Raw genomic sequence first — 22,455 nt, forward strand, 5'->3', positions numbered from 1 at the left:
TTGTGGGTAGAATTGGAGTTATACATAATCCTATTATATTTCAATTTATTTAATTTATCCTGATTTTACCCTATATTGAATAAATACTGGGGGAGTAGGGAGGGGAGGTGGATTTGATTTTAAATATGTGCCTTTTGACGTTTTGAATTATTAACTAGGGAATGCTTCAATGTCAGTCAAAACTCTCAAATCTATTGCTAAATTAGCTAGTCATCTACCCCTGCGCCAAGTTATCGTGATCTCTTTTGTAGTGCAAATTACAGGTACGGTAGGTTTAGTCGGATATCTTTCCTTTAGAAATGGGCAAAAAGCCGTTAACGATCTCGCTAATCAGTTGATCGAAAAAGTGAGCGATCGCATTTTACAGTCCCTCCACACTTACACTGCTACTCCTCATGCCATTAATCAAATTAACGCCAATGCCATTAGTTTAGGTCAGATTAATTTACAGGATTTCCGCAGCTTAGAACGTCAATTATGGAATCAAATTCAAGTATTCAATACCGTCACTTATATTCAGTTTGGCTCTGAAGAACAGGGATTTGTCGGGATTAAACGTTTAACTGATGCTCAATTTAATATAACAATTTCTAGTAAATATACTAATAATACTTACACAACATATTTGGTCGATTCTCAAGGAAATCGCACCAAGTTGTTAAAGGAAATTCCCAATTACGATCCGCGAATTCGACCTTGGTACAAAGCCCCAGTTAAGGCGGGAAAATCGGCGTGGAGTGAAATTTACACTTATTTTGACTTTTCTACCTTAGCAATTACAGAAGGATTGCCTCTCTACGATAGGAAAGGTAATCTTATTGGAGTCACTGCTGTCGATCTGTCTTTATCCCAAATCGGTGACTTCCTCCGTACCTTATCAGTGGGTAAAGGTGAGACTTTTATTATAGAACGCAATGGCTTTTTAGTCGCTAGTTCTGCATCGGAAGAGCCATTTATTCAGAAAGCAGAAAAACCTCAGCGCCTAGCGGCTATTAATAGCAAAGAGCCTTTAATTAGCGCCACTGCTAATTATTTAAAAGAAAGTTATAGTAACTTAAACCAAATTCAAAAACAGTCACAGTTTAATTTTGACATTGCAGGTAAGTATCACCGATGTCAAATTACACCATTCTCTGATGAGTTTGGTCTAGACTGGCTGATTGTAGTAGTGGTGCCAGAATCTGATTTTATGGCAGAAATTAATGCCAATACCCGCACGACAATTATCCTCTGTTTTGGGGCATTATTCTTATCATCATTATTGGGCATATTTACCTCTCGCTGGATTAGCAAACCAATTCTCAATTTAAGTCAAGCAGCCCAAAAGATAAGCAGTGGCGAACTTAACCAACAAGTAGAAATAGAAGGGACACAAGAACTACAAATTTTAGCTCATTCATTTAACCAAATGGCAGGACAGTTACGATCATCTTTTGCTGCCCTAGAACAGATTAATCAACAACTAGAAACACGTGTCGAACAAAGGACAGCCCAACTCCAAGAATCCCAATCTCAATTACAAAAACAAGCTCAACAATTAGAAGAAAGAGTCAGGCAAAGGACTGCTGAACTTTTGGATGCTAAAGAAGCGGCTGAAGTAGCAAATCAAGCCAAAAGTACTTTTTTGGCCACCATGAGTCACGAATTGCGAACTCCCCTCAATGCTATTCTTGGCTTCGCCCAACTTATGCGTCGTGACTCATCTCTCACTCCATCTCAGCGACAAAATCTTAAGACTATTAATAGTAGTGGCGAACATTTACTAGCATTAATTAATGATATTCTTGATATGTCTAAAATCGAGTCGGGGAGAATGATACTATATGAAAATTCCTTTGACATCCATCTTCTTATAGATAGCATAGAGGAAATGTTTAAATTTCAAGTTAATGAAAAAGGTGTAAAATTAAACTGCGATTACACCCCAGAAATACCTCAATACATCCATGCCGACGAGCGTAAATTACGTCAAGTTTTAATTAACTTAATCGGTAATGCAATCAAATTCAATAAACCAGGTGGAGTGGTAACGCTGCGGGTGGGAATGGGGAGTGGGGAATGGTTTTTTTGGAGTGGTATAGGGGCGAAGCATTTGGGGGAAGTGTCATCGGAGAAACCCAATATTTTATATCCAAATGCTTCGCCCTTTTTGGAAAATGGGGAATGGGAAACAACCAACAACCAACAAGTAATAACAATTAACTTTGAAATCGAAGATACTGGTTGTGGAATTCCCCCTGAATATATCAAAGATTTATTTGAGCCATTTGTCCAAAGTAAAACAAATCGAGGATTTCAAGAAGGAACCGGATTGGGTTTACCAATTAGCAGATATTTCGTGCGTTTAATGGGAGGGGATATCGCCCTTATCCGCACAGAAGTGAATCAAGGGACAGTCTTTGCCTTTAACATTCAAACTACTGTGGCCGAAGCAGCCGATGTTGAACTAAATGCGCCTCTGCTTCAAGTTATTGGAATTGAACCCAATCAACCCACTTATCGTTTATTAATAGTTGAAGATTGCTGGGAAAACCGCCAATTACTGGTGAATTTACTCCAACCTTTGGGCTTTGAAATACGGGAAGCACTTAACGGATTAGAAGCTGTGGAAATTTTGCAGAATTGGCATCCACACCTAATCTGGATGGATTTGCGAATGCCCGTGATGGATGGCTATGAAGCTACCCAACAGATTAGGGCAAGAATCCCAGGAGAAGCAACAGCAATTGTTGCCCTGACAGCCCATATTTTTAAGGAAGAGGAAGCGGCAATTTTGTCAGCAGGATTTGATGATTGTGTTAGCAAACCATTTCGTGAAGCTGAATTGTTTGCAGTAATGAGTCGCCATTTAGGGGTGCGTTATATTTACGAAGATCCAACGGCTGAAGAGATAAAATTAGAACAGGAGAATGTTATCACTCTAAGTGCGATCGCTTCTTTACCATCTCAATGGATTGCTAATTTAGAACAGGGAATTATGGAAGCTGATTTAGATTTAATAGAAAGTATCATCTCCCAAATCCGTACTCAGGATAACTCCCTGGCTGATGCTATTCAGGAAGATATCAACAAGTTCGAGTACGAAAAGATTTTGAACTTAATTGAGGCGATAAACACATAAAATATTTGTTATTTATTGTTGTTATTTTTTACAAAGCAACCAATAATCAATAACCAATAACTAACAACCAATGATTACCATGAAACCTCTAAACCGTGCCATTGCCAATATTTCTGGAAAAGTTTCCTTACGAAGCATTCTGATTATTCCCTTCGTACTGCAACTCTTTGCCGCAGTTGGATTAGTAGGGTATCTCTCTTGGCGCAACGGACAAGAAGCTGTTAATGATGTTGCTACTCAACTGAGACAGGAAATTAGCGATCGAATTAAAGATCGTCTTAATAATTACTTGATGATTCCCCCTGCGATTAATCAAATGAATAAAACTGCTATAAGTTTGGGTAAGTTAAATGTCAAAGATATGCCCAATCTGGCTCGTTACTTCTGGTATCAGAGTCAATTATTTAATTCTGCAAGTGCTATTTATTTTGCTAGCGAAGAAAGAGAATCCACGGTAACCCTGCGGCAACCTGATGGTACTGTTAATATTGGGCTGCAGAGATATGCTTATGACAATAAATTTTACAAGTACGCGACAGACAAAGAAGGATTTACCAAAAAACTAGTCCGTGTCTTTGATGTGCCTCGGGATCATGACATCCGAAAAGAACCCTGGTATAAATTTTCTGTTGATAAAGGCAAAGCCACTTGGACCCCAATCTATGCTTGGGAATCTGTTGGTCCAACTGATATTAGTATTGATGCAGTAGTTCCTATTTATAGGACATCGGGAGAGTTGATGGGGGTACTGGGAACTAGTCTGGTTCTCTCAGATATTAGTAAATTTTTACGTACTTTGAAAATAGGTAGATCCGGAGAGACTTTTATTATGGAAAGATCCGGAGAATTAGTGGCGACTTCCACCCCAGAAAAGCCATTTATTGAGAGTGGTGGTGGCAAGGAATTCCACAGGCTAAAAGCTGGAGAAAGTAAAGTGCAATTGACTCGCTTAACCTCGGAGTATTTAACCTCACACTTTGGCAACCTGACTAATATTAATACACCCACCCAACTTAAATTTAAAATTAATGGGGAACGACAATTCCTACAAGTTACTCCCCTCAAAGACGATCAAGGTATCGACTGGTTAATTGTGGTGGTGATTCCGGAAGCGGATTTCATGGCACAAATTCAGGCTAATACCCGCACTACTATTCTCCTATCTATTACTGCTTTAATAATAGCTACAATCATTGGTATTCTAACCGCGAGATGGGTAACAAAGCCGATTCTTCGTTTAAATACAGCAGCAAAAGATATCGCTAAAGGTGAATGGGAAAAAATAGTAGAACTAGAACGAAGTGATGAAGTGGGGGAACTCGCCAAATCATTTAATAGTATGGCTAGTCAACTGCAAGAATCATTTGCTACCTTAGAAGATAGAGTTGCTCAACGTACTGCCGAATTAGCTATTGCGAAAGAAAAAGCAGAAGTGGCAAATCAAGCGAAAAGTACATTTCTCGCTAATATGAGTCACGAATTGCGCTCCCCACTCAATGCAATTATTGGTTTTTCTCAACTGATGACTCGCAGTAAAAACTTACTCCCAGAATATCAAGAAAATGTCAGAATTATTATTCGCAGTGGTGAATATTTGCTCACCCTGATTAACAACGTTCTCGATTTATCGAAAATTGAAGCTGGACGTACTACCCTGAATCCAAAAAATTTCGACCTCTATCGCATGTTGGATAATGTAACAGATATGTTCCAACTCAAAGCAGATGACAAACACCTACAACTAATTTGCGATCGCTCTCCCAGTTTACCCCAATACGTCCGCACCGATGAAGTAAAATTAAGTCAAGTTTTAATTAACTTACTCAATAATGCTCTTAAATTTACTCAAGTGGGAGGTGTTTCTGTGAGAGTGGGGAGTGAGGAATGGGGAACAGGAGCAAGAAACAACAAACAACAAACAACAAACAACGAAGAACAAACAACCATTACTTTTGAAATTGAAGACACTGGATTCGGTATTGCACCAGAGGAATTAGACACTCTTTTTGAAGCTTTTGTCCAAACCAAAACGGGCAAAGATTCCCAGGAAGGAACAGGTTTGGGATTACCAATTAGCCGTCAATTTGTCCAGCTAATGGGGGGTAATATGACAGTTACTTCTACTGTGGGACGCGGGACTATTTTTAAGTTTGATATTAAAGTTATTCCCGTAGATTCTCGTGAAGTTGAAAGCAAAAAACCGCAGCGCCGGGTTATTGCATTGGAACCAAAGCAACCTCAATATAGAATTCTAATAGTTGACGATCAACCCCTAAATCGCCAACTATTAATTAAACTCCTAAATCCCCTAGGATTTGAACTTAAAGAAGCCAAAAATGGTGCAGAAGCTATTGAAATTTACCAGAGTTTCTCACCCCATCTAATTTGGATGGATATGCGAATGCCAGTGATGGATGGCTACGAAGCTACCAAACAGATCAAAAGTACCATGAAAGGTCAGGCTACTGCTATTATTGCACTAACAGCTAGTGTTTTAGAAGAAGAACGAGCTGTTATTCTATCTGCCGGGTGCGATGACTTTATGCGGAAACCCTTTCGCGAAGAGGATATATTTGATGCTATGCACAAACATATCGGGGTACGTTATATCTATGAAGACGAAACTCCGGCTGATACCTTAGCAGCGGAGGATATGGGTAAGGGTGCTATGACTGCTACTCCATTCAGGATGTTACCTGAAGTCTGGATCTCAGATTTAAAACAAGCTATCCTGAATATTGACTTAGATTCAATTGACGCGATTGTCGAGAAGATCCGCACTCAGGATACTATCCTGGCGGCAGAGATCTCACGTTGTATTGATAATTTCGAGTATGACAAGATTTTACAAATCATTTCTGAAATAGGTGATCGCAATGAATAAAGATTTAAATGACAATTATAAAGGCAATATTTTAGTGGTAGATGATACTCCAGCAAACTTACGTCTATTAGTTGGACTCTTAACAGAGAAAGGTTATAAAGTTCGTCCTGTACCCAGTGGAGAGTTAGCACTATCGGCGGCTAAAGGTATGCCTCCAGATTTAATTTTACTCGACATTATGATGCCAGGAATCAATGGGTATGAAGTCTGCGAAAAGCTAAAATCAGACGAACGCACCAAGGAAATTCCAGTAATTTTTATTAGTGCTATAAATGATGTTTTCGATAAGGTGAAAGCCTTTACTGCTGGCGGAGTAGATTATATCACAAAACCCTTTCAGATAGAAGAGGTTTTGGCGCGGGTAGAGACCCACTTATCTATATGTTACTTACAAATAAATCTCAAAGCAAAAAATGAAGAATTGTTGAAAACATTACAAGAACTTAAAGCGACACAAAACCAACTAATTCAATCGGAAAAAATGGCAGCATTGGGACAACTGATTGCTGGAATAGCTCACGAAATCAATACTCCATTGGGAGCCATTCGCTCCTCCATTGGCAATATTACCGATTTTCTGACCAAAAATCTGGAACAGTTACCAAAATTCTTGCAAAACCTCTCTCCACAACGTCAGGAGGACTTCTTTAATATCCTGCGAACCCCGCTACAACAAAATAGTTCTTTATCTTCTAAAGAGAAACGTCAATTAAAAAAAGCTTTGCAGCAGCAAATTCAAGATCAGGGCATTGATAATGCCGATAGTATTGCTAGTACTTTAGTAAATCTAGGTATTGGCGATAATATTCAACCCTTTTTGCCCCTATTAAAAGATCCAGATATGGAAATTATTTTAAGAAATGCTTATCAATTGTTCAGCGTTCAAAAAAGCGCTCAAACCATCACTACTGCTACAGATAGAGCAGCTAAAGTTGTGTTTGCATTGAGAAGCTATGCTCGTTACGATGATGATGGAGAGAAAGTAGAAGCTAATATTATTGAGGGAATTGAAACCGTTTTTACTCTCTATCAAAATCAATTTAAACAAGGTGTAGAATTAGTCAGATATTATGGAGATTTACCTAACATTAACTGCTATCCGGATGAACTCAACCAAATTTGGACAAATCTAATTCATAACGCTCTACAAGCGATGGATCACAAGGGCACATTAACCATTAATGTTCATCAGGAGGACAGCAATATAGTCGTAAGTATTACCGATACTGGTAAAGGCATTCCCCCGGAAATTATCACGAAAATTTTTGAACCTTTCTTTACGACTAAAGCAACTGGAGAAGGGAGTGGATTGGGATTGGATATTGTCAAGAAAATTGTTGAAAAACATCAGGGAATAATTGAGGTAGAAAGCGTACCTGATCGAACTAAATTTACTGTATCATTGCCGATTAATTCAAAATAGGAATATAATCATGTGTCAAGCTGCAATTTTATGTGTTGATGATGAAGTATTAGTTTTAGAAAGCATTGAGATAGAACTAAAAAAAACCTTTAAAGATGATTACCTCTATGAATTTGCTGAAAGTGCCGATGAAGCACTAGAGATTATTGATGAACTCATCGAAGATGGCGTAGATATTGTTGTGATAGTCTCAGATTGGTTAATGCCCGGAATGAAGGGAGATGAACTTCTGGTTACAGTACATCGTAAATATCCAAGAATTATTACAATAATGCTAACAGGGCAAGCAGATTTAGCAGCAATTGAAAGAGCAAAAAATCAGGCACAATTACATGCTTTATTGCATAAGCCTTGGGATACGCAAGAATTAATTGCTGCGATTAAATCTGGCTTGGCTAAATTATGAACAAACCCATTATTATATGTGTTGATGATGACCATACCATACTTGATAGTCTTGAAGTTGAGCTGCAAAATTTTTTGTCCAATGAATATCTAATTGAAACCGCTAGCAGTGGGATAGAAGCACTAGAGTTATTAACAGAATTATTAGAAGATAATTGTCAAATTCCTTTAGTCATTTCCGATCATATTATGCCCGGCATGAAAGGGGATGAACTATTAAAGCGTATTCACGAAATATCACCTAAAACCCTGAAAATTCTCCTGACAGGCCAAGCCGATTTGGAAGCAATAGGAAATGCGATAAAATATGCAAAATTATATAGATATATCGCCAAGCCTTGGCAATCAGCAGATCTACTTTTGACAGTGAAAGAAGCAGTCAATAGTTATCATCAAGAACAAAAGCTAGCTGAACAAAATATTGAACTACAGCGGATGAATCAGGTGCTGGAACAATTAAACCGGGAACAAGCACAATTAATTGCCCAACTCCACGAAAATGAGAATCGCTTGAGACAATTTTTGGAAGCGATGCCAGTAGGTGTAGGGGTATTAGATGCACGAGGTGAGCCTTATTATATCAATCAAAAAGCCAAAGAAATATATGGTAAAGGCGTTGTACCGGATATCACTGCCGAACAATTGTCAGAAGTTTATCAACTGTATAAAGTAGGAACAAATCGGAAATATCCTACCCTTGAATTACCTATCGTGCGAGCATTAAATGGGGAAATTGCTACTGCTGACGATTTAGAAGTGCGCCAAGGTGGTAAAGTGATTCCCCTAGAAGTTTGGGCTACACCTATTTACGATGGTAAAGGCAAAATTGAATACGCTATCAACACCATCCAAGATATCACTGAACGGAAACAAGCAGAAGCAGAAAGGCAAAAATTTATTGAAGAACTATTTGAACTAAATTGCAATTTAGAACTTGCATTAGAAGCTGAATTAGAATTAACCAATGCCGCCAAACAGTTTGTCCCCAATGAATTTTTATCACTACTAGGACATCGCAGCTTGGTAGATGTTAAATTAGGCGATCAAGTGCAAAAAGAGATGTCGGTACTATTTTCGGATATTCGCGATTTTACCACCCTCTCCGAACAACTGACTCCCCAGGAAAATTTTAAATTTATTAATGAATATCTCTCCCGGATGGAACCAGCTATTCTTGACAATAAAGGCTTTATTGATAAATATATTGGCGATGGAATTATGGCACTATTTAGTGGAAATGCGGATGATGCGGTAAAAGCGGGAATTACCATGGTGCAAGAGCTTACAGATTACAATCAATATCGGGTTAAGTCTGGCGACAATCCTATTTTAATTGGTATTGGTATCAATACAGGTTCATTGATGTTGGGAACCGTTGGCGGAAAAACCCGGATGGATGGTACGGTAATCAGTGATGATGTTAATTTAGCCTCCCGGATGGAAGGGCTAACCAAATTGTATCGAGTATCTCTATTAATTTCTCACCAAACAGTGGCACGATTACAATATCCAACCGATTACTGCGTCAGATTCATTGAGCAGACGAAGGTTAAGGGTAAGTCAAAAGCGGTGGCCGTATTTGAAGTATTTGACGGAGATGATCCTAAAATTAAAGATAAAAAATTAGCTACCAAAGCTGTATTTGAAGAAGGGTTATTTCTCTACTATCAGAAGGTTTTTGTGGAAGCCAAAAAACGATTTCAAGTTGTCTTGAAACTGAACCCAAGCGATACTGTTGCTCAAATATATTTGGAAAGGTGTTATAAGCAATTAAGTTAAGATTATAATATTGACTATTTTCTGACCTATTCCCTATTCTCTACTATCGCACCAATCTAACACCCGATTCCAAGCCCACCAGCGATCGCAATCTCCATATTGACGCTGACAAGATTTACTACTGATATAGCCTACATGACCCCCATGCTGGGTTAATATTAAATCAATTTCTGGATTGCGATCGCAGGCGACTTGCAAATCTGGTACAATTGCTGGATCGAACATGGGATCGTCGGCTGGATATAAGATTAGTGTTGGTTTTTTCAGGTGGGGTAATAAGTAAAGAGCATTACTAGCATCGTAGTATTCTTCTACTGATGAGAAACCTAATCTTTCAATCACCAATTCCTTATCAAAATTCCAAATAGTATTTGCTCTTTTAATTGCATCAGTATCTATCGCTTCTGGATGGTAGCTATGAATTTGCCAAGCCAGTTTTTTCAATTTTCGTGCGATTGCTTGTTCTATATGTCTGCCAAATGGATGGTTTTCTAAATAATAAAGAGAACGCTTAGAATCCAGACTTGGACATATTACCGCCCCACCAGCAATGTCTGATTCATCTAACCCTAAATCCTCTCCCCACATCGATAATGTTTGTCCAGCTTTAATCGCCCATAGCGCTAGTTGTCCCCCCAAAGAAAACCCCATAAACCAAAAAGGTGCGGGACAACCCATGACTTTTGCTTGTGCCGCAATCCGGACAAAATCTTCTCCTTCATACAAACCATCTGATGTTAATGTCGGTGATAATTCTGCTGTTTTACCATGGGCACGCCAGTCAAACAAAACTACAGCATAACCGCGAGCGAATGCTTTTCTTCCTAATATTCTCAGAAACCATTGGTTATTCAAATCTCCGGTAATTCCATAAGTGCCAATAATTGTCCCTTTGGGGTTTTCTGGAATAGCAACTATCCCAAAAATTGGCACTCCGCCCGCTCCGATAAAGATTTTTTCTTGGTAAACTGGTTCCGGGTGGGGAGTGGTGGCTTCCCAATTGCGACTCGCTTTAAATGCGATGTAGAGGGTCATTTTTAGACCATTTTTGAGGAACCAAGGTGGATTGTAGGTATTATGGGGCATGGAGGGATGGATATTTGAGTATGTCTTGATATATCTTTACATGATTATGTGTATTTAGATATATAGCACTTCTCAGTCGAGCGAGGTACATAGAAACGGTAGATAGAAACCCGGTTTCTGTGGGTTTATCTTCTGTACTTGATGCAACTGAAAACCGCTATAGTTGATTTCCACCCTCTTGTGGTTATGGAAAAAAGTGAGGATCGGATGGGGATGCAAACGCAAAATTCTCCCCCTCTTCAAACAACCTATAGTTCAGTTTAAAGCGATCAAACTTGCCCTAAATATCATAACCATGGTAGTCAAAATAAGGTTGTAGTTTATGGCGAATTCGTTCAGATTTAGCTTGCACTTCTGGTAATAATTTCAGGGTGCGTGGTTCAATCAACTTGTCATAAGCTAAAGTTACTCTTTGCTCCAATTCCAGAAACTCCAAAATCTTGAGAATCGTTGTCTCTGGCTTATAACATAGATCTTCATATCGGATTGAAACATAATCTTGATTTTCGATTTTATTCACAGAGTTATAGATAATCTCATCATATTTGATAATATGATAAGCTTTAACAAAGTTGAAACACTCTGTTGCTACTAATGTCTTGTATAACAGAGTTGTACCAAAACGATGATCTCCCATAATAAAAATAGGACTAAATCCTACACTCTGGATCGAGTCTATGTAGGATTTATCAGGAATATTGTTAATCTGTTTAGATGCCATAGTGCCTATTTTTTTGATGATTAGCTCTGAGCCAAGACAGGTTTACCCGTAGCAACCGCCTGTTCAATAATATCGCAAGCACGACTCACACCCCCAGCCCGACGAATTGCTTCTTGTAATCGAATAGCATTATTTTTGTAAGATTCCTCCTTCAATACCCGCGTAATCGCATTTCTCAATCTGGGAACGCTCAAACGAGCAAGAGTAACAACTTCACCTGCACCACTCCAAGCAATACGTGTCGCTACTCCAGGTTGATCGTTAGTAATCGGAATTGCCACCATTGGTATACCATTACTCAATGATTCTAATAATGATGCCAAAGTGGGTCATTGTAGATTGCCTTTGAAAGTAAGTTCAGTTATACTATAATTTTCAGTATTACAGAGATTACCACCAATTGCGATCGCTAAATTGATATCAAATAAGTCTATAGACAACCGCACCTGTTTGAGGATGATTATCTATTTCCAGCAACTCTTCATGACATAAATGTGCCACAATCTTCTTAACTTCAGCAATAGGTTTATCAATTGCGATCGCACAATCAGCAAGAGACACGTAACCTCCATTATCTTTAGCCAATTGCAAGATAATCTGAATATCTGATTTTACTTTATTTTCAGGCAGAGATTCCGAGAAATTGGTCATGCCATCAGGCATATTAATCACAATCTGCGGAGTTACTGGATTGGGGCTTCCATAAAGCATAAGATACTTGCGATTTTTCTCATCCACCATCCCTGGTATTAGCGCTAAATCAATAATTTGACCAATTCCGAAAAATCCAAACGTACACAACCAAATCACTCCACTCACAGGCTTTCCGGCATAGAAACGGTGCAACCCACCCAGCCCAAACAGCCAAGCACACCACAGGATATAAGCCACGCTATTATTTGTCATTCGCAAATCAACTCCTAAACCCAGCTATTTCTACCATAGCTCATCCAAATTATCTCGATCGACCAACTTAACCCATCCGCAACACTTCTTAAGATTTGGGGAGTGAGGAGCAGAGTGGGGGGGGGACATTTGAAGAATCGATCGATAAAATAAAAATATTATCCATTCTTTGCGTACCTTTGCGTCCCCCTTTCCGCTATGAGCGTTAAAAAAAAGTATAATCTCTCAAACAGAGGAAAGCAAAAAAATCATTCTCCCTCCCCTTGCCAAGGGAATAATTGACGAGATATTTACTTCCTTTTTGCAAGAGTGATAATAACCAACAACCAACAACCAATAACCAACAACCAATAACCAACAACCAATAACCAAAGATCAAATGAAACTATTTATCCCCGGGCGCTTTTGTCTGTTTGGCGAACATACTGATTGGGCGGGAGGATATCGCATAATTAATCCAAATTTACCAAAAGGTTATGCAATCGTTACCGGGACTAATTTGGGAATTTATGCCGTAGTAAAACCCCATCCCACCCACTTCATTTTTCACTCATCCCACAGTGATGGAATCAGTCAAGCTTCCATTGAGCTACCCATGGAAAAAGAGGCATTACTAGCAGAAGCCCAAAAAGGTGATTTTTTTAGTTATGCAGCAGGTGTTGCTTACCAATTTCTCACCTACTTTCAGGTGGGAGGTTTGGAAATAGATAATTATCTCACCGATTTACCTATTCAGAAAGGATTGTCTTCTAGTGCGGCAATTTCTATACTAGTCGCACGGGCTTTCAATCGCCTATATGACTTAAAACTAACACTTCAGGGAGAAATGGAATATGCTTATTTGGGGGAAATTACCACGCCTTCCCGCTGTGGCAGAATGGATCAAGCTTGTGCTTATGGAAATAGACCAATTTTGATGACCTTTGATGGCGATCGCATTGATATAATGGAACTAACAGTACCCAAAGATCTGTTTTTTGTCATTGTCGATCTCGCTGCTAGTAAAAATACTCAGGAAATCCTCAGCCATCTCAATCAATGTTATCCCTTTGCCGCTAATGAAATTCACAGTAATGTCCACCATTATCTCGGCTCTATTAGTTCTAAAATTACTCTGGAGGCAGTTAATGCCATAAAAGAGGGAGATGAACAAAAAATTGGGTTATTAATGACAGAGGCACAAGCCGAATTTGACCAATATTTGATTTCTGCTTCTCCCACACAATTAACAGCCCCTGTACTCCATCATCTCCTTACATATCAACCAATTCAACCCTATATTTGGGGAGGCAAAGGGGTTGGCTCTCAGGGCGATGGTACAGCACAATTCATAGTCAAAAGCAAAGAATCTCAAGAAAAATTAATCAAAATTATTAAACAAGACTTTCCCAAAATGTACCCACTGACACTAACAATTCATGCCAACCAATAATATTCGCAAAGCCATAATTCCCGCAGCCGGGTTTGGCACGCGGTTATTCCCAGCCACCAAAATTGTCAAAAAAGAATTATTCCCGATTATCGATCGCGATGGACGGGTTAAGCCGATAATACAGCTTATTGTGGAAGAAGCTCTTAGTGCTGGGATAGAAGAAATTGGTATAGTAGTGCAAGAGTGCGATATAGAAATTTTCGCTAATTTCTTCAAAACACTACCCAAATCGGAATTATTCAACAAATTATCTCCAGAAAATCAAGAATACAGCCAATATTTGCAAGACTTAGGAGAGAGAGTCACTTTTTTGACTCAAACAGAGCAAGAAGGTTACGGTCATGCGGTATACTGTGCTAAGGAATGGGTAAACGATCAACCCTTTATGCTTTTGCTAGGCGATCACGTTTACGCATCTGAGACTGAAACTTCTTGTGCAGGTCAAATTTTAGCAGTTTACCAACAATTCCAGCAAAGTGCGATCGGCTTGACTATAATGTCATCAGAAATTATTCATAAAGCTGGTTGCGTAACAGGAGTTTGGCAAGATTCAGATTCAATCCTTTCCGTTACAGAAATTTACGAAAAACCCGATCTTGAATATGCACGTCAGCATCTGCGTGTAGAGAGATTAGCAGCGGAGCAATTTTTGGGTATATTCGGTATTTATATACTGACACCGAAAATATTTGATATTCTGGCAGAAACGATTAACCAGAATATACGGCAGAAGGGTGAATTTCAGCTAACCTCTTGTCTGGAAATATTGCGACAGGAGGAAGGAATGACAGGATATCTGGTAAAAGGGCAATATTTTGACACGGGAATGCCACAGTTTTACCGACAGACAATTATTGATTTTCCCAGTCTCTCTCGATAGAGAGGGAATAGATAATGGCGAGTGGGAAATAAGAGATCGTTATTTGCCCGTTGTCCGTTTTTAGTTGATCGAACAATTTACAACTTACTCATCCCCCATTTCCCATTCCCCATTTCCTAAAATAGCTAACGGGAGAGTAATCTCACTCTCAACTACCAACCTGCTTCAGCTTTTTGTAAAACATAAGCAGCAACATCAGCAATGTTATTAGCGCCCAAACGTGCAAAAGAAGGCATGGGCATTTTGCCCTTAGTCACCTGAGCAATAATTGCCTCGGCTGAAAACATGCCATATTGTTCCAATGCTTCTTTCTTTAAGGTTTTAGGAGCCATCAGGAGGTTGTTACCGCCTTGGTGACAAGCAACACAGTTGGCAGTAAAGATTCTGCCACCATTGACGGGATCGGGAGTAGCAACATCAGCTAGGGCGGGACGACTCATCACCAAACCGAAGCAGGCGACGGCTAATAAAAGGATTGACAGAATTTTCTTCAACGTAGTTCTCCTCTTCACAAAAGATACAGCGAGCAATACTGCTGCAACTCATTATTCTACATAATGTCTCTTTTGAAAATAGGGTGTGAGGCGATGGGGTGTGGGGGAGGTGCGATCGCGATCTTCCAGAGCGATGGGTTAGCCCTTCCCGTGGAGCAAGCAGATCCCAAGTACAACCAAGTGCCGAGCCTCTCCCCATGTTAACTTTTGTATCAAAATTCCTTCCTGTAATCGCCACGACTCTTCATCTGCCATCGGTTTCACATGAGAGATCGCATTTTCAATTGCCTGAAGTACACCTCACTCACCTGAAAAGGGCTTTATAAAAAAAATATGTTTATTTTTTTAACACATTTATACCAATTTTTAAATAAAGATTAATTTTTTAGATAATAATAGATGGTAGGCTTTAGAATCAGGTGGGCATCTACAAGCCATTATTTAATAACCTTTCGGCAATTTTAGCAAAACTATGACATTTAGTAGGTTCCCTAAAAGCTATTGTGACGATCAAGACCGAAGTCGGTTCGAGCTTCTGGGTGAAACCCTTGGAAGAAATAATGGAACAGAGCCGTTAAATGGTAATTCGACAGATGCAATACTCCAAAACACGATCAAAGAATTATCAGATTTAAAATTTGCTTTAGATGAATCAGCAATTGTTGCGATTACAGATCCAGATGGAATTATTCTGTATGTAAACGAAAAATTTTATCAAATATCAAAATATAATAGGGAGGAACTGATCGGAAAAACCCACCGTACCATTAAATCTGGCTATCATCCTCCAGAATTCTTCCAGAACTTTTGGGCGACGATTAAATCGGGCAAGGTTTGGCATGGGGAAATAAAGAATAGAGCAAAAGATGGCACTTATTATTGGGTTTCTACCACAGTAGTGCCGTTTTTAAATGAACAAGGTCAACCCTACCAATATTTATCAATCCGATTTGATATTACCGAGCGCAAACAGGTAGAAGAAGCCTTGCGAAAAGCGGAACTAGTTTCGCGACAACAAGCTCAAAATCTCGAACTGACTCTGAAGCAGCTCAAACAAACTCAAATTCAACTAGTTCAGACAGAGAAAATGTCTACCGTGGGGCAATTAGTGGCTGGAATTGCCCATGAAATTAATAACCCCCTCAACTTTATCCACGGGAATATCGAATATGGGAGTGAATATATTCAACTATTACTCCGCCTCCTCAACCTCTATCGGCAGCATCATCCGGAACCAGTACCAGAGATCCAAGCACTACTTAAAGATTCGGAACTAGATTTTGCGATCGCAGACTTACCCAAACTGTTCGATTCCATGAAATTAGGGACAAACCGCATCAGTGAAATTGTCTTAGCTTTGCGGAATTTCTCTCGTTTGGATGAGGCTAAGGTGAAGTCAGTTGATATTCATGAAGGATTTGAAAGTACCTTATTAATCTTGCACAATCGACTCAAAGGAAAACCCTATCATCCTGAGATTACCATAATCAAAAAATACGGAAAATTACCACTAGTGGAGTGCTATGCCAGTCAGTTGAACCAGGCATTTATGAATATTATCTCCAATGCTATTGACATTCTAGAAAACCAACCAATACCCAGAATTATCGAGATTAGTACCTCCGTGGTAAGTCAGGAAGAGTGGCAGATAGGCTTAGGGGAAAATAATGAGATAAGGGATAATTTATCCCCGCCAAAACTGGCAATAATTACAATTGCTAACAACGGACCGAGTATTCCGGCTGAAGTTCAGGAACGACTCTTCGATCCTTTCTTTACCACTAAAGCAATCGGGAAAGGAACAGGGCTGGGATTATCAATTTCTCACCATATTATTGTCGAAAAACACAAAGGTCAATTAAAATGTATTTCTCGTCTAGGAGAGGGGGTAAAGTTTGTCATTGCTATCCCCATCGCCTAGGTAGATTAATGGATCTAAGAAATATAGCAAAAGTCACGCATTGAAATGCCTCCTGTGACTTAGTTGTGGAATTTTCGGATGTCTTAACTGCCCTGATGACTGCTATAATAGAAAAATGGGGAAAAGTAATAACTGCTGGAAAACTTTTCAACCTTCAACCTTCACCCTTCATCCTTCATCCTTCATCCTTCAGTGGAGTGCTATCCTGAAACGGCTTCAACAACCAGTATAAGAAGTTGGGATTGGGATCTTCGGTAGCATCATATCTAGGCAAAATGCTGCCATCAGGTGCGATCGCGCCACTCCAGTCTGCACCATGGAGAGCCGTTGCACTCATAGACGCTCCACATAAGTTAGCCTCCCGCAAATCGGCTTGGTTTAAATTAGTCCAATTCAGGTCAGCTTCCGTCAAATTTGCCGATCGCAAATCAGCCCCAGTCAAATCGGACCAATTCAAGTTTGCCCTACTTAAGTTAGCACCACGCAAATCCACACCCCTTAAATTTAGCCAACTCAAGACTTCCTCGCCCAGATCAACTCCCCGAAAATCCCTTACTCCTGCGGCGTACTTCTCTAACAATTCTTTAGGAGTCATTCTCACAGTAGGTATTCTAAATTCATAGCAGTTACTATTAGCAGCACTATGTAAAGATTCGTCACCAAAAGAAAGTCCCATAATTTTTCTTCCCCTGAAATTTACATTTCTCATCATCGGGGATCTATTTGGGAAATTAATTGAAGTAAATCCTAAAAATGAGTGAACCTTATCGCCTGTGCCGCTCCCGTTTGATCGAGATTAGACGTGATGTGCCAATAAAAGCAGTATGACTTGACTAGATCCTTGTCTGTAACCCAGATCACAGTTTGAGGGAATAGGGAATGGGGAAGAGAGTTTTGAGTTTTGAGTTTTAAGTTTTAAGTTTTGGAGAGCGTTGCGGGACGAAGTCCGTTTTAACTGAGATCTTGCACCAATCGCAATAAGCCTGGGCGATTGGAAATCGCGGCTACACAAACCAAGTCTGCCTGCGCAGACTAACGAAAAATTGAGGGTTTCAGAACCCGCGCAGGCGGGTTTTGTCTGTGTAGCTGCGGTTTCAAGCGCCTGGGCGATTGGAAATCGCGGCTCCCCACTCCCCCTCAAGAAATCAAGCCGATTTAATCTGAGCTTCCGCTTCAAGTAAGGTGAGAATTTCCACACCGTCGGGAGTAACGGCTACAGTGTGTTCAAATTGGGCGGAAAGTTTGCGATCTTTAGTCAGGGCAGTCCACTTATCAGGCATAACCTCTACTTCCCAAGTGCCTTCATTAATCATCGGTTCAATCGTGAACACCATACCTGGGCGGAGACGCTTTCCCTTCCCTCTTGTACCATAGTGAGGAATTTGGGGGGCTGTATGAAAAATTCTGTTTACACCATGCCCGACAAAATCTCGTACTACAGAAAACCCATGAGCTTCGGCGTATTCCTGAATTGCCGCACCAATATCGCCAATCCTCGCTCCTGGCTTTACCTCTGCAATGCCCCGCATCATACATTCAAAAGTTACTTCCACCAGCTTTTTGGCAAGGGGTGAGGGAGTACCAACAAGGAATGTTCTGGAGGTATCGCCGTGGTAGCCATCCACAATTGGCGTTACGTCAATATTGATGATGTCACCATCTTTGAGTATCTGTTTGGGATTAGGGATACCGTGACAGACTACCTCATTAACGCTAGTACAAATAGATCTAGGGAAATCATTATAGCCAAGAGGAGCGCTTTTTGCCCCATGCTTCTGAGTCCAGCTTTCAGCTTCATCATTGAGTTGCTGAGTGCTAACTCCATGTTTTACCATTGGTTCGAGATAGTCTAAGAGTTCCGCTGCCAAGCATCCCGCCTGACGCATTTTGGCTATTTCTCTGGTGGATAAGAGTACGATCGTTTCAGGTGCCATCAGTGTTTATCGGTTTGATTATCCTAATTGGTGGGGAGATTGATTTATTTATTCACTTTACTACCAATTACTCCCGATCGCCTCCCCTTGCCGACAATCTCCCCCTCTCTGGAGACGGTAGCACTAGAAAGTAAGCTGTTAAGCAGCTAAATTGAATAATGAAGACAGGGAGTGGGTTTTTTGGAGTAGGGAGTAGGGAAGAATTTGAGCCAATGCGACTCTTTTTCAGAATATACAATTTAACTGCGCAGCAGCTTATCGCGATCGGGACTTACGCTCATAAACCCGGTTTCTACAGAAAATCGTGGGTTTAGACGATCGAGGTTGACGAAGAAACCGGGTTTATGACAACCTGTGCGTAAGTCCTGGTTATATGGCTTTACCACGAAGCTCCCTTCCCCTTCAGTCACAAGTTCTTCATCAAATCTTTACATAAACCCGCGAAAATCTATAACCCGATGAGGTTTGAGTCGCGTAAAATATAGGTGGGATCTGATCTTATAAGAGAAATGGTAGCAGATAAATAATAATCGAAGATAATAACCTAGTTTTGTGACTGACGGTGACTGAAAATGACAGAACTCGCTCTAATCCGCAAACCATGTACTCAACCCACTGAAATCCTGAGTCAGTTACATACTGGACAACTGCTTAGGGTAAATGGCGATCGCGGCAATGCTATCATTATCTGCCATCGCCACCACGCCGAATTAGCAGGACCTGGTGCTGCTGTGGGTGGACCATTCGATCTCGATTGCAGTAGGATAATTCCTCTGGGGAATGTCTCTCTAGTTTATCCCGAATCTCGGATTGCTCGAAAAACAGCATATCAGTTTCGCCAGCGCTGGATTTTGTTCACTCAACATGCCATGAAGAGTTACGTGCCATTGCAGCGAGCTGAACAGATTTTAATTCTACTTGACAAATACTTCGACCCCAAAATCGTTGACCAACTCCCTGACGAAATTATTTCTCAGCTTGTAGGTGTTTTCCCAAAAACTATTGGGATGGTACGCCAATCCTGGCAAGGCAACAGGGAAGAGGAAATAGAACGAGAATTAGCCATTAGCAAATAGCCATTAGCCATTTGTCGATTCAACTGTTTAAGAATTATTGCTATTCTGACTATCATTTGATGGTTGGGGTTTTTTGCCAACGTTACCGACATCAACGATCTTACCGAGTAGATCGTACCAAAAGGAAGATCCCATAGAAATGGCAATAGCCGTGATCAACCAACCAAATATATATCTAATATTCAATAGCCCCTTTCGATTTTTACTTTGATTTTTCCGGTTTACTTCTCCCCAGCCAATCGGTAATGTGAGAGTTTCTGTAGCTTGATTAATTTCCTCAATAGCTTGGGGTGTTAGTTCAGAATTTCTAACCGCTATATCATTTGCAGTTTGAGCGATTACAGCTCGTAATGCTTCATCCTTAGAGAGCATGTTAAACATGTGTAATGTATCGGCATTAGCTGCTAAAGCCACAATAAAACCGATGATAATTGCCACAAGTTTAGCATTCCGCTTGTATACTCCAGATGCTCGTTCCATTGAGCGATTGAACCAACTGGAAACCTCCTGCTCAAATTTAGTTAAGTCTTCCTTGACATCTTCAAACTTGGTTTGAGTTTTTTCGGCAAGGAGAACTAGATTTTGACGTGTTGCTTCAGGTAAATGTAATGCTAATAATTGAGCTATTTTTTGTTCTAAATGATTAATTTCTTTCACCTGATGCAAGTTATCTAGAAAAGCCAGAATTATCAGCACCCTCTTAGAGGTTGATGAAAATTGTTCATCCTCTTCACTTTCAACCTCTTGCCTGAAGTTGTTATATAGACGATCTGATTCGTCTTGAATGCTTGTCTGATAACTATAATTAATTTGATTAATATTGTCAGTTAGACTAACTTTGACAGTATCCTGAGAATCAGCTAAATTATTAATAACATTGATAAGTTGATCGTAGTCGTATGTAGATGTATTACTAGTGAGTATGACTCCAATCTCGTTATAGATATTTTTAATTTCTCCAGATGTATCATCAGACTGAGATGCTTCAGTCGATTGCTGCAACTCATCAATAATCGCTTGGGTTTTTTGATTAGCTTCTTGGGCTGCTGCGATGAGAGCTTCTTTCTCAACAACTTGTTTTTGATTTTGATAGGTTTGCCAGCGAGCTGAGATTTCCTTAGCTTCCCAAATTATATTTAATAATTCAGAAATATTTGGCTGTAATTCTCGTAATAGATAGACTCGATCTTTAGGAGTATTACCTAGTGTTTCTTCTTGAAGAGATTTTAGTTGTGTTATTTGATATTCGGGCAGATAATTCTGGCATTTTTGAATGTATTCATCCAGATCTTCCGCTATTTTGTCAACAGTAATAACTAAATCAGCTTGCTTGTTATCAAAGAATAGAATAACTTTATTTAAGTTATTTATTAGTTTGTAAAAATCTATTAATATTTCCGATCGGTGTTGGCTTGCCTCATCTTCTGCAATACCTAGATATTTTAAATATTTATTCAATTCATTCTGGTTTTTAAAACTCAAATTGAATCTATTAATTGAGTTATCGTATTCTTCCAGAATATTACCAATTTTGTTCAATAGCTTCTCTCGCAGTAAAATTCGCATGTTTAGAGCAGTAATCTTGTGCGTTAGTTCTGGTATCTTTAATGTATCCAGTAAACTAGACGCAAAAACTTGCGAAGACATGAAAGAAGGTCCGCTATTATTTTGACCAAAAATATTTTGGCGACCAAAGCGAAAAATTGAGCCAATTATTCTACTAAATTTGCGGGGAAGTGTAGCCAGAAATCCTTTGGCTTCTTGATTCAGTCCTTTAACTAAAGGGTTTTCATAGATTTGATTGGATAGTTGCCGAACCTTGGTCAGCTCTTCTCCCTGACTATCACCAGATAAAAGACCTTCAATCGATTCCTTTAAATGAACCGCTCTCCACTGTAATAGGGTAGCGAGCAACTCCTGAATTTCCGATGCCAGGAGACTTAAAATCAGGTAAACGAAAATTAAACTAATGGCAATATCAATAATTGTTGGGAGGTTCATAGTAGCTGCCTTTTACTGATTTGGAAGGGATTTACGGATTGATAAATAAATTCTGTCTATCCGTAATTTTGTCGGGGTTATCAGTTTCATAGAACACAGTTTTTTTAACGCAAAGAACGCAAAGAAGATCGTAAAAAACGCAAAGAAGATCCCATGACTTTAGTTGTGTTCTAGGAATTTGAGAAGTGCTATAGGTGGATTGGTGCTTGGCAATCTTGATGGAGAATCAGGATACACGGGTTGACAAATGAACTAATCCGTGTATCCTTTAATTCTGTATCGCCAAGGGTTAAATCAACTTGACTGCCTTTAGTGTGAAAAATATGGTTAGGGTAACGCCAGCAGCACCACCGAGGATTACAAAGTAGGCAATCCGTCTCTTATACATATCT

At 39.7% G+C, this 22,455-nt stretch carries 17 protein-coding genes and 1 pseudogene; 9 read left to right on the top strand and 9 right to left on the bottom strand.

Going from position 1 to position 22,455, the window contains the following annotated elements; all coding sequences use genetic code 11:
* The first annotated feature begins 169 nt into the window (after positions 1-169).
* The 5 genes from NJ959_RS07795 (at position 170) to NJ959_RS07815 (ending at position 9,612) form a co-directional block, all read left to right on the top strand.
* A complete protein-coding gene (locus NJ959_RS07795) occupies positions 170-3,121 on the top strand; it encodes a hybrid sensor histidine kinase/response regulator (protein WP_254011192.1) in 2,952 nt (983 codons plus the stop codon).
* Between the two features lie 79 nt (positions 3,122-3,200).
* A complete protein-coding gene (locus NJ959_RS07800) occupies positions 3,201-6,005 on the top strand; it encodes a response regulator (RefSeq protein WP_254011193.1) in 2,805 nt (934 codons plus the stop codon).
* Positions 5,998-7,428, top strand: a complete 1,431-nt coding sequence (locus NJ959_RS07805; RefSeq protein ID WP_254011194.1) for a hybrid sensor histidine kinase/response regulator — start codon at positions 5,998-6,000, stop codon at positions 7,426-7,428. The genes NJ959_RS07800 and NJ959_RS07805 overlap by 8 nt, the downstream gene beginning before the upstream one ends.
* A gap of 10 nt (positions 7,429-7,438) precedes the next feature.
* Positions 7,439-7,834 (top strand): response regulator, encoded by a 396-nt coding sequence (locus tag NJ959_RS07810; protein ID WP_254011195.1) that lies wholly within the window; start codon positions 7,439-7,441, stop codon positions 7,832-7,834.
* Positions 7,831-9,612 carry an adenylate/guanylate cyclase domain-containing protein gene (locus tag NJ959_RS07815; protein ID WP_254011196.1) on the top strand — a complete coding sequence of 594 codons (1,782 nt, stop codon included), beginning with the start codon at positions 7,831-7,833 and terminating at the stop codon, positions 9,610-9,612. The genes NJ959_RS07810 and NJ959_RS07815 overlap by 4 nt, the downstream gene beginning before the upstream one ends.
* A gap of 33 nt (positions 9,613-9,645) precedes the next feature.
* Here NJ959_RS07815 and NJ959_RS07820 read toward each other — a convergent pair whose 3' ends face one another.
* The 4 genes and pseudogenes from NJ959_RS07820 to NJ959_RS07835 all read right to left on the bottom strand — a co-directional run bounded on the left by NJ959_RS07820 (position 9,646) and on the right by NJ959_RS07835 (position 12,325).
* Positions 9,646-10,698 (bottom strand): YheT family hydrolase, encoded by a 1,053-nt coding sequence (locus tag NJ959_RS07820; RefSeq protein ID WP_254011197.1) that lies wholly within the window; start codon positions 10,696-10,698, stop codon positions 9,646-9,648.
* A 280-nt stretch (positions 10,699-10,978) separates the two neighbouring features.
* Positions 10,979-11,419 carry a hypothetical protein gene (locus NJ959_RS07825; RefSeq protein ID WP_254011198.1) on the bottom strand — a complete coding sequence of 147 codons (441 nt, stop codon included), beginning with the start codon at positions 11,417-11,419 and terminating at the stop codon, positions 10,979-10,981.
* Positions 11,420-11,439: 20 nt separating this feature from the next.
* Positions 11,440-11,730 (bottom strand): annotated as a pseudogene (locus NJ959_RS07830) (glycosyltransferase); the annotation flags it as partial.
* 109 nt (positions 11,731-11,839) lie between these two features.
* A complete protein-coding gene (locus NJ959_RS07835) occupies positions 11,840-12,325 on the bottom strand; it encodes a TM2 domain-containing protein (RefSeq protein ID WP_254011199.1) in 486 nt (161 codons plus the stop codon).
* Between the two features lie 379 nt (positions 12,326-12,704).
* On the opposite strand from NJ959_RS07835, the gene NJ959_RS07840 reads away from it, so the two are divergent.
* Entirely contained in the window at positions 12,705-13,757 is a 1,053-nt protein-coding gene (locus NJ959_RS07840; RefSeq protein ID WP_254011200.1) for a mevalonate kinase family protein, read from the top strand.
* Positions 13,744-14,637: a UTP--glucose-1-phosphate uridylyltransferase gene (locus NJ959_RS07845; protein ID WP_254011201.1), complete on the top strand. Its 894-nt coding sequence runs from the start codon at positions 13,744-13,746 to the stop codon at positions 14,635-14,637. Before NJ959_RS07840 ends, NJ959_RS07845 begins: the two co-directional genes overlap by 14 nt.
* A gap of 152 nt (positions 14,638-14,789) precedes the next feature.
* On the opposite strand, the gene NJ959_RS07850 is transcribed toward NJ959_RS07845, so the two are convergent.
* The gene (locus NJ959_RS07850) at positions 14,790-15,131 is read right to left on the bottom strand and encodes a c-type cytochrome (protein ID WP_254011202.1); all 342 of its coding nucleotides are present in this window, start codon (positions 15,129-15,131) and stop codon (positions 14,790-14,792) included.
* A 472-nt stretch (positions 15,132-15,603) separates the two neighbouring features.
* Between NJ959_RS07850 and NJ959_RS07855 the strand changes: the two genes are divergently transcribed.
* Complete coding sequence (locus NJ959_RS07855) at positions 15,604-17,052, top strand: PAS domain-containing sensor histidine kinase (RefSeq protein WP_305069152.1); 1,449 nt, start codon at positions 15,604-15,606, stop codon at positions 17,050-17,052.
* A gap of 175 nt (positions 17,053-17,227) precedes the next feature.
* Here the strand turns inward: NJ959_RS07855 and NJ959_RS07860 are convergent, their stop codons facing one another.
* Positions 17,228-17,728, bottom strand: a complete 501-nt coding sequence (locus tag NJ959_RS07860; protein ID WP_254011203.1) for a pentapeptide repeat-containing protein — start codon at positions 17,726-17,728, stop codon at positions 17,228-17,230.
* A 469-nt stretch (positions 17,729-18,197) separates the two neighbouring features.
* Entirely contained in the window at positions 18,198-18,986 is a 789-nt protein-coding gene (gene map, locus NJ959_RS07865) for a type I methionyl aminopeptidase (RefSeq protein WP_254011204.1), read from the bottom strand.
* Between the two features lie 572 nt (positions 18,987-19,558).
* On the opposite strand from map, the gene NJ959_RS07870 reads away from it, so the two are divergent.
* Positions 19,559-20,062: a hypothetical protein gene (locus tag NJ959_RS07870; RefSeq protein ID WP_254011205.1), complete on the top strand. Its 504-nt coding sequence runs from the start codon at positions 19,559-19,561 to the stop codon at positions 20,060-20,062.
* Between the two features lie 27 nt (positions 20,063-20,089).
* On the opposite strand, the gene NJ959_RS07875 is transcribed toward NJ959_RS07870, so the two are convergent.
* Positions 20,090-22,063, bottom strand: coding sequence for a hypothetical protein (locus NJ959_RS07875; RefSeq protein WP_254011206.1), 1,974 nt, complete (start codon positions 22,061-22,063; stop codon positions 20,090-20,092).
* Between the two features lie 289 nt (positions 22,064-22,352).
* Positions 22,353-22,451 (bottom strand): cytochrome b6-f complex subunit PetL, encoded by a 99-nt coding sequence (petL, locus tag NJ959_RS30105; protein ID WP_256528931.1) that lies wholly within the window; start codon positions 22,449-22,451, stop codon positions 22,353-22,355.
* Positions 22,452-22,455 lie beyond the last annotated feature (4 nt).

The sequence above is a fragment of the Limnofasciculus baicalensis BBK-W-15 genome (genome assembly GCF_024178385.1).
GTDB classification, from domain to species: Bacteria; Cyanobacteriota; Cyanobacteriia; order Cyanobacteriales; family Coleofasciculaceae; genus Limnofasciculus; species Limnofasciculus baicalensis.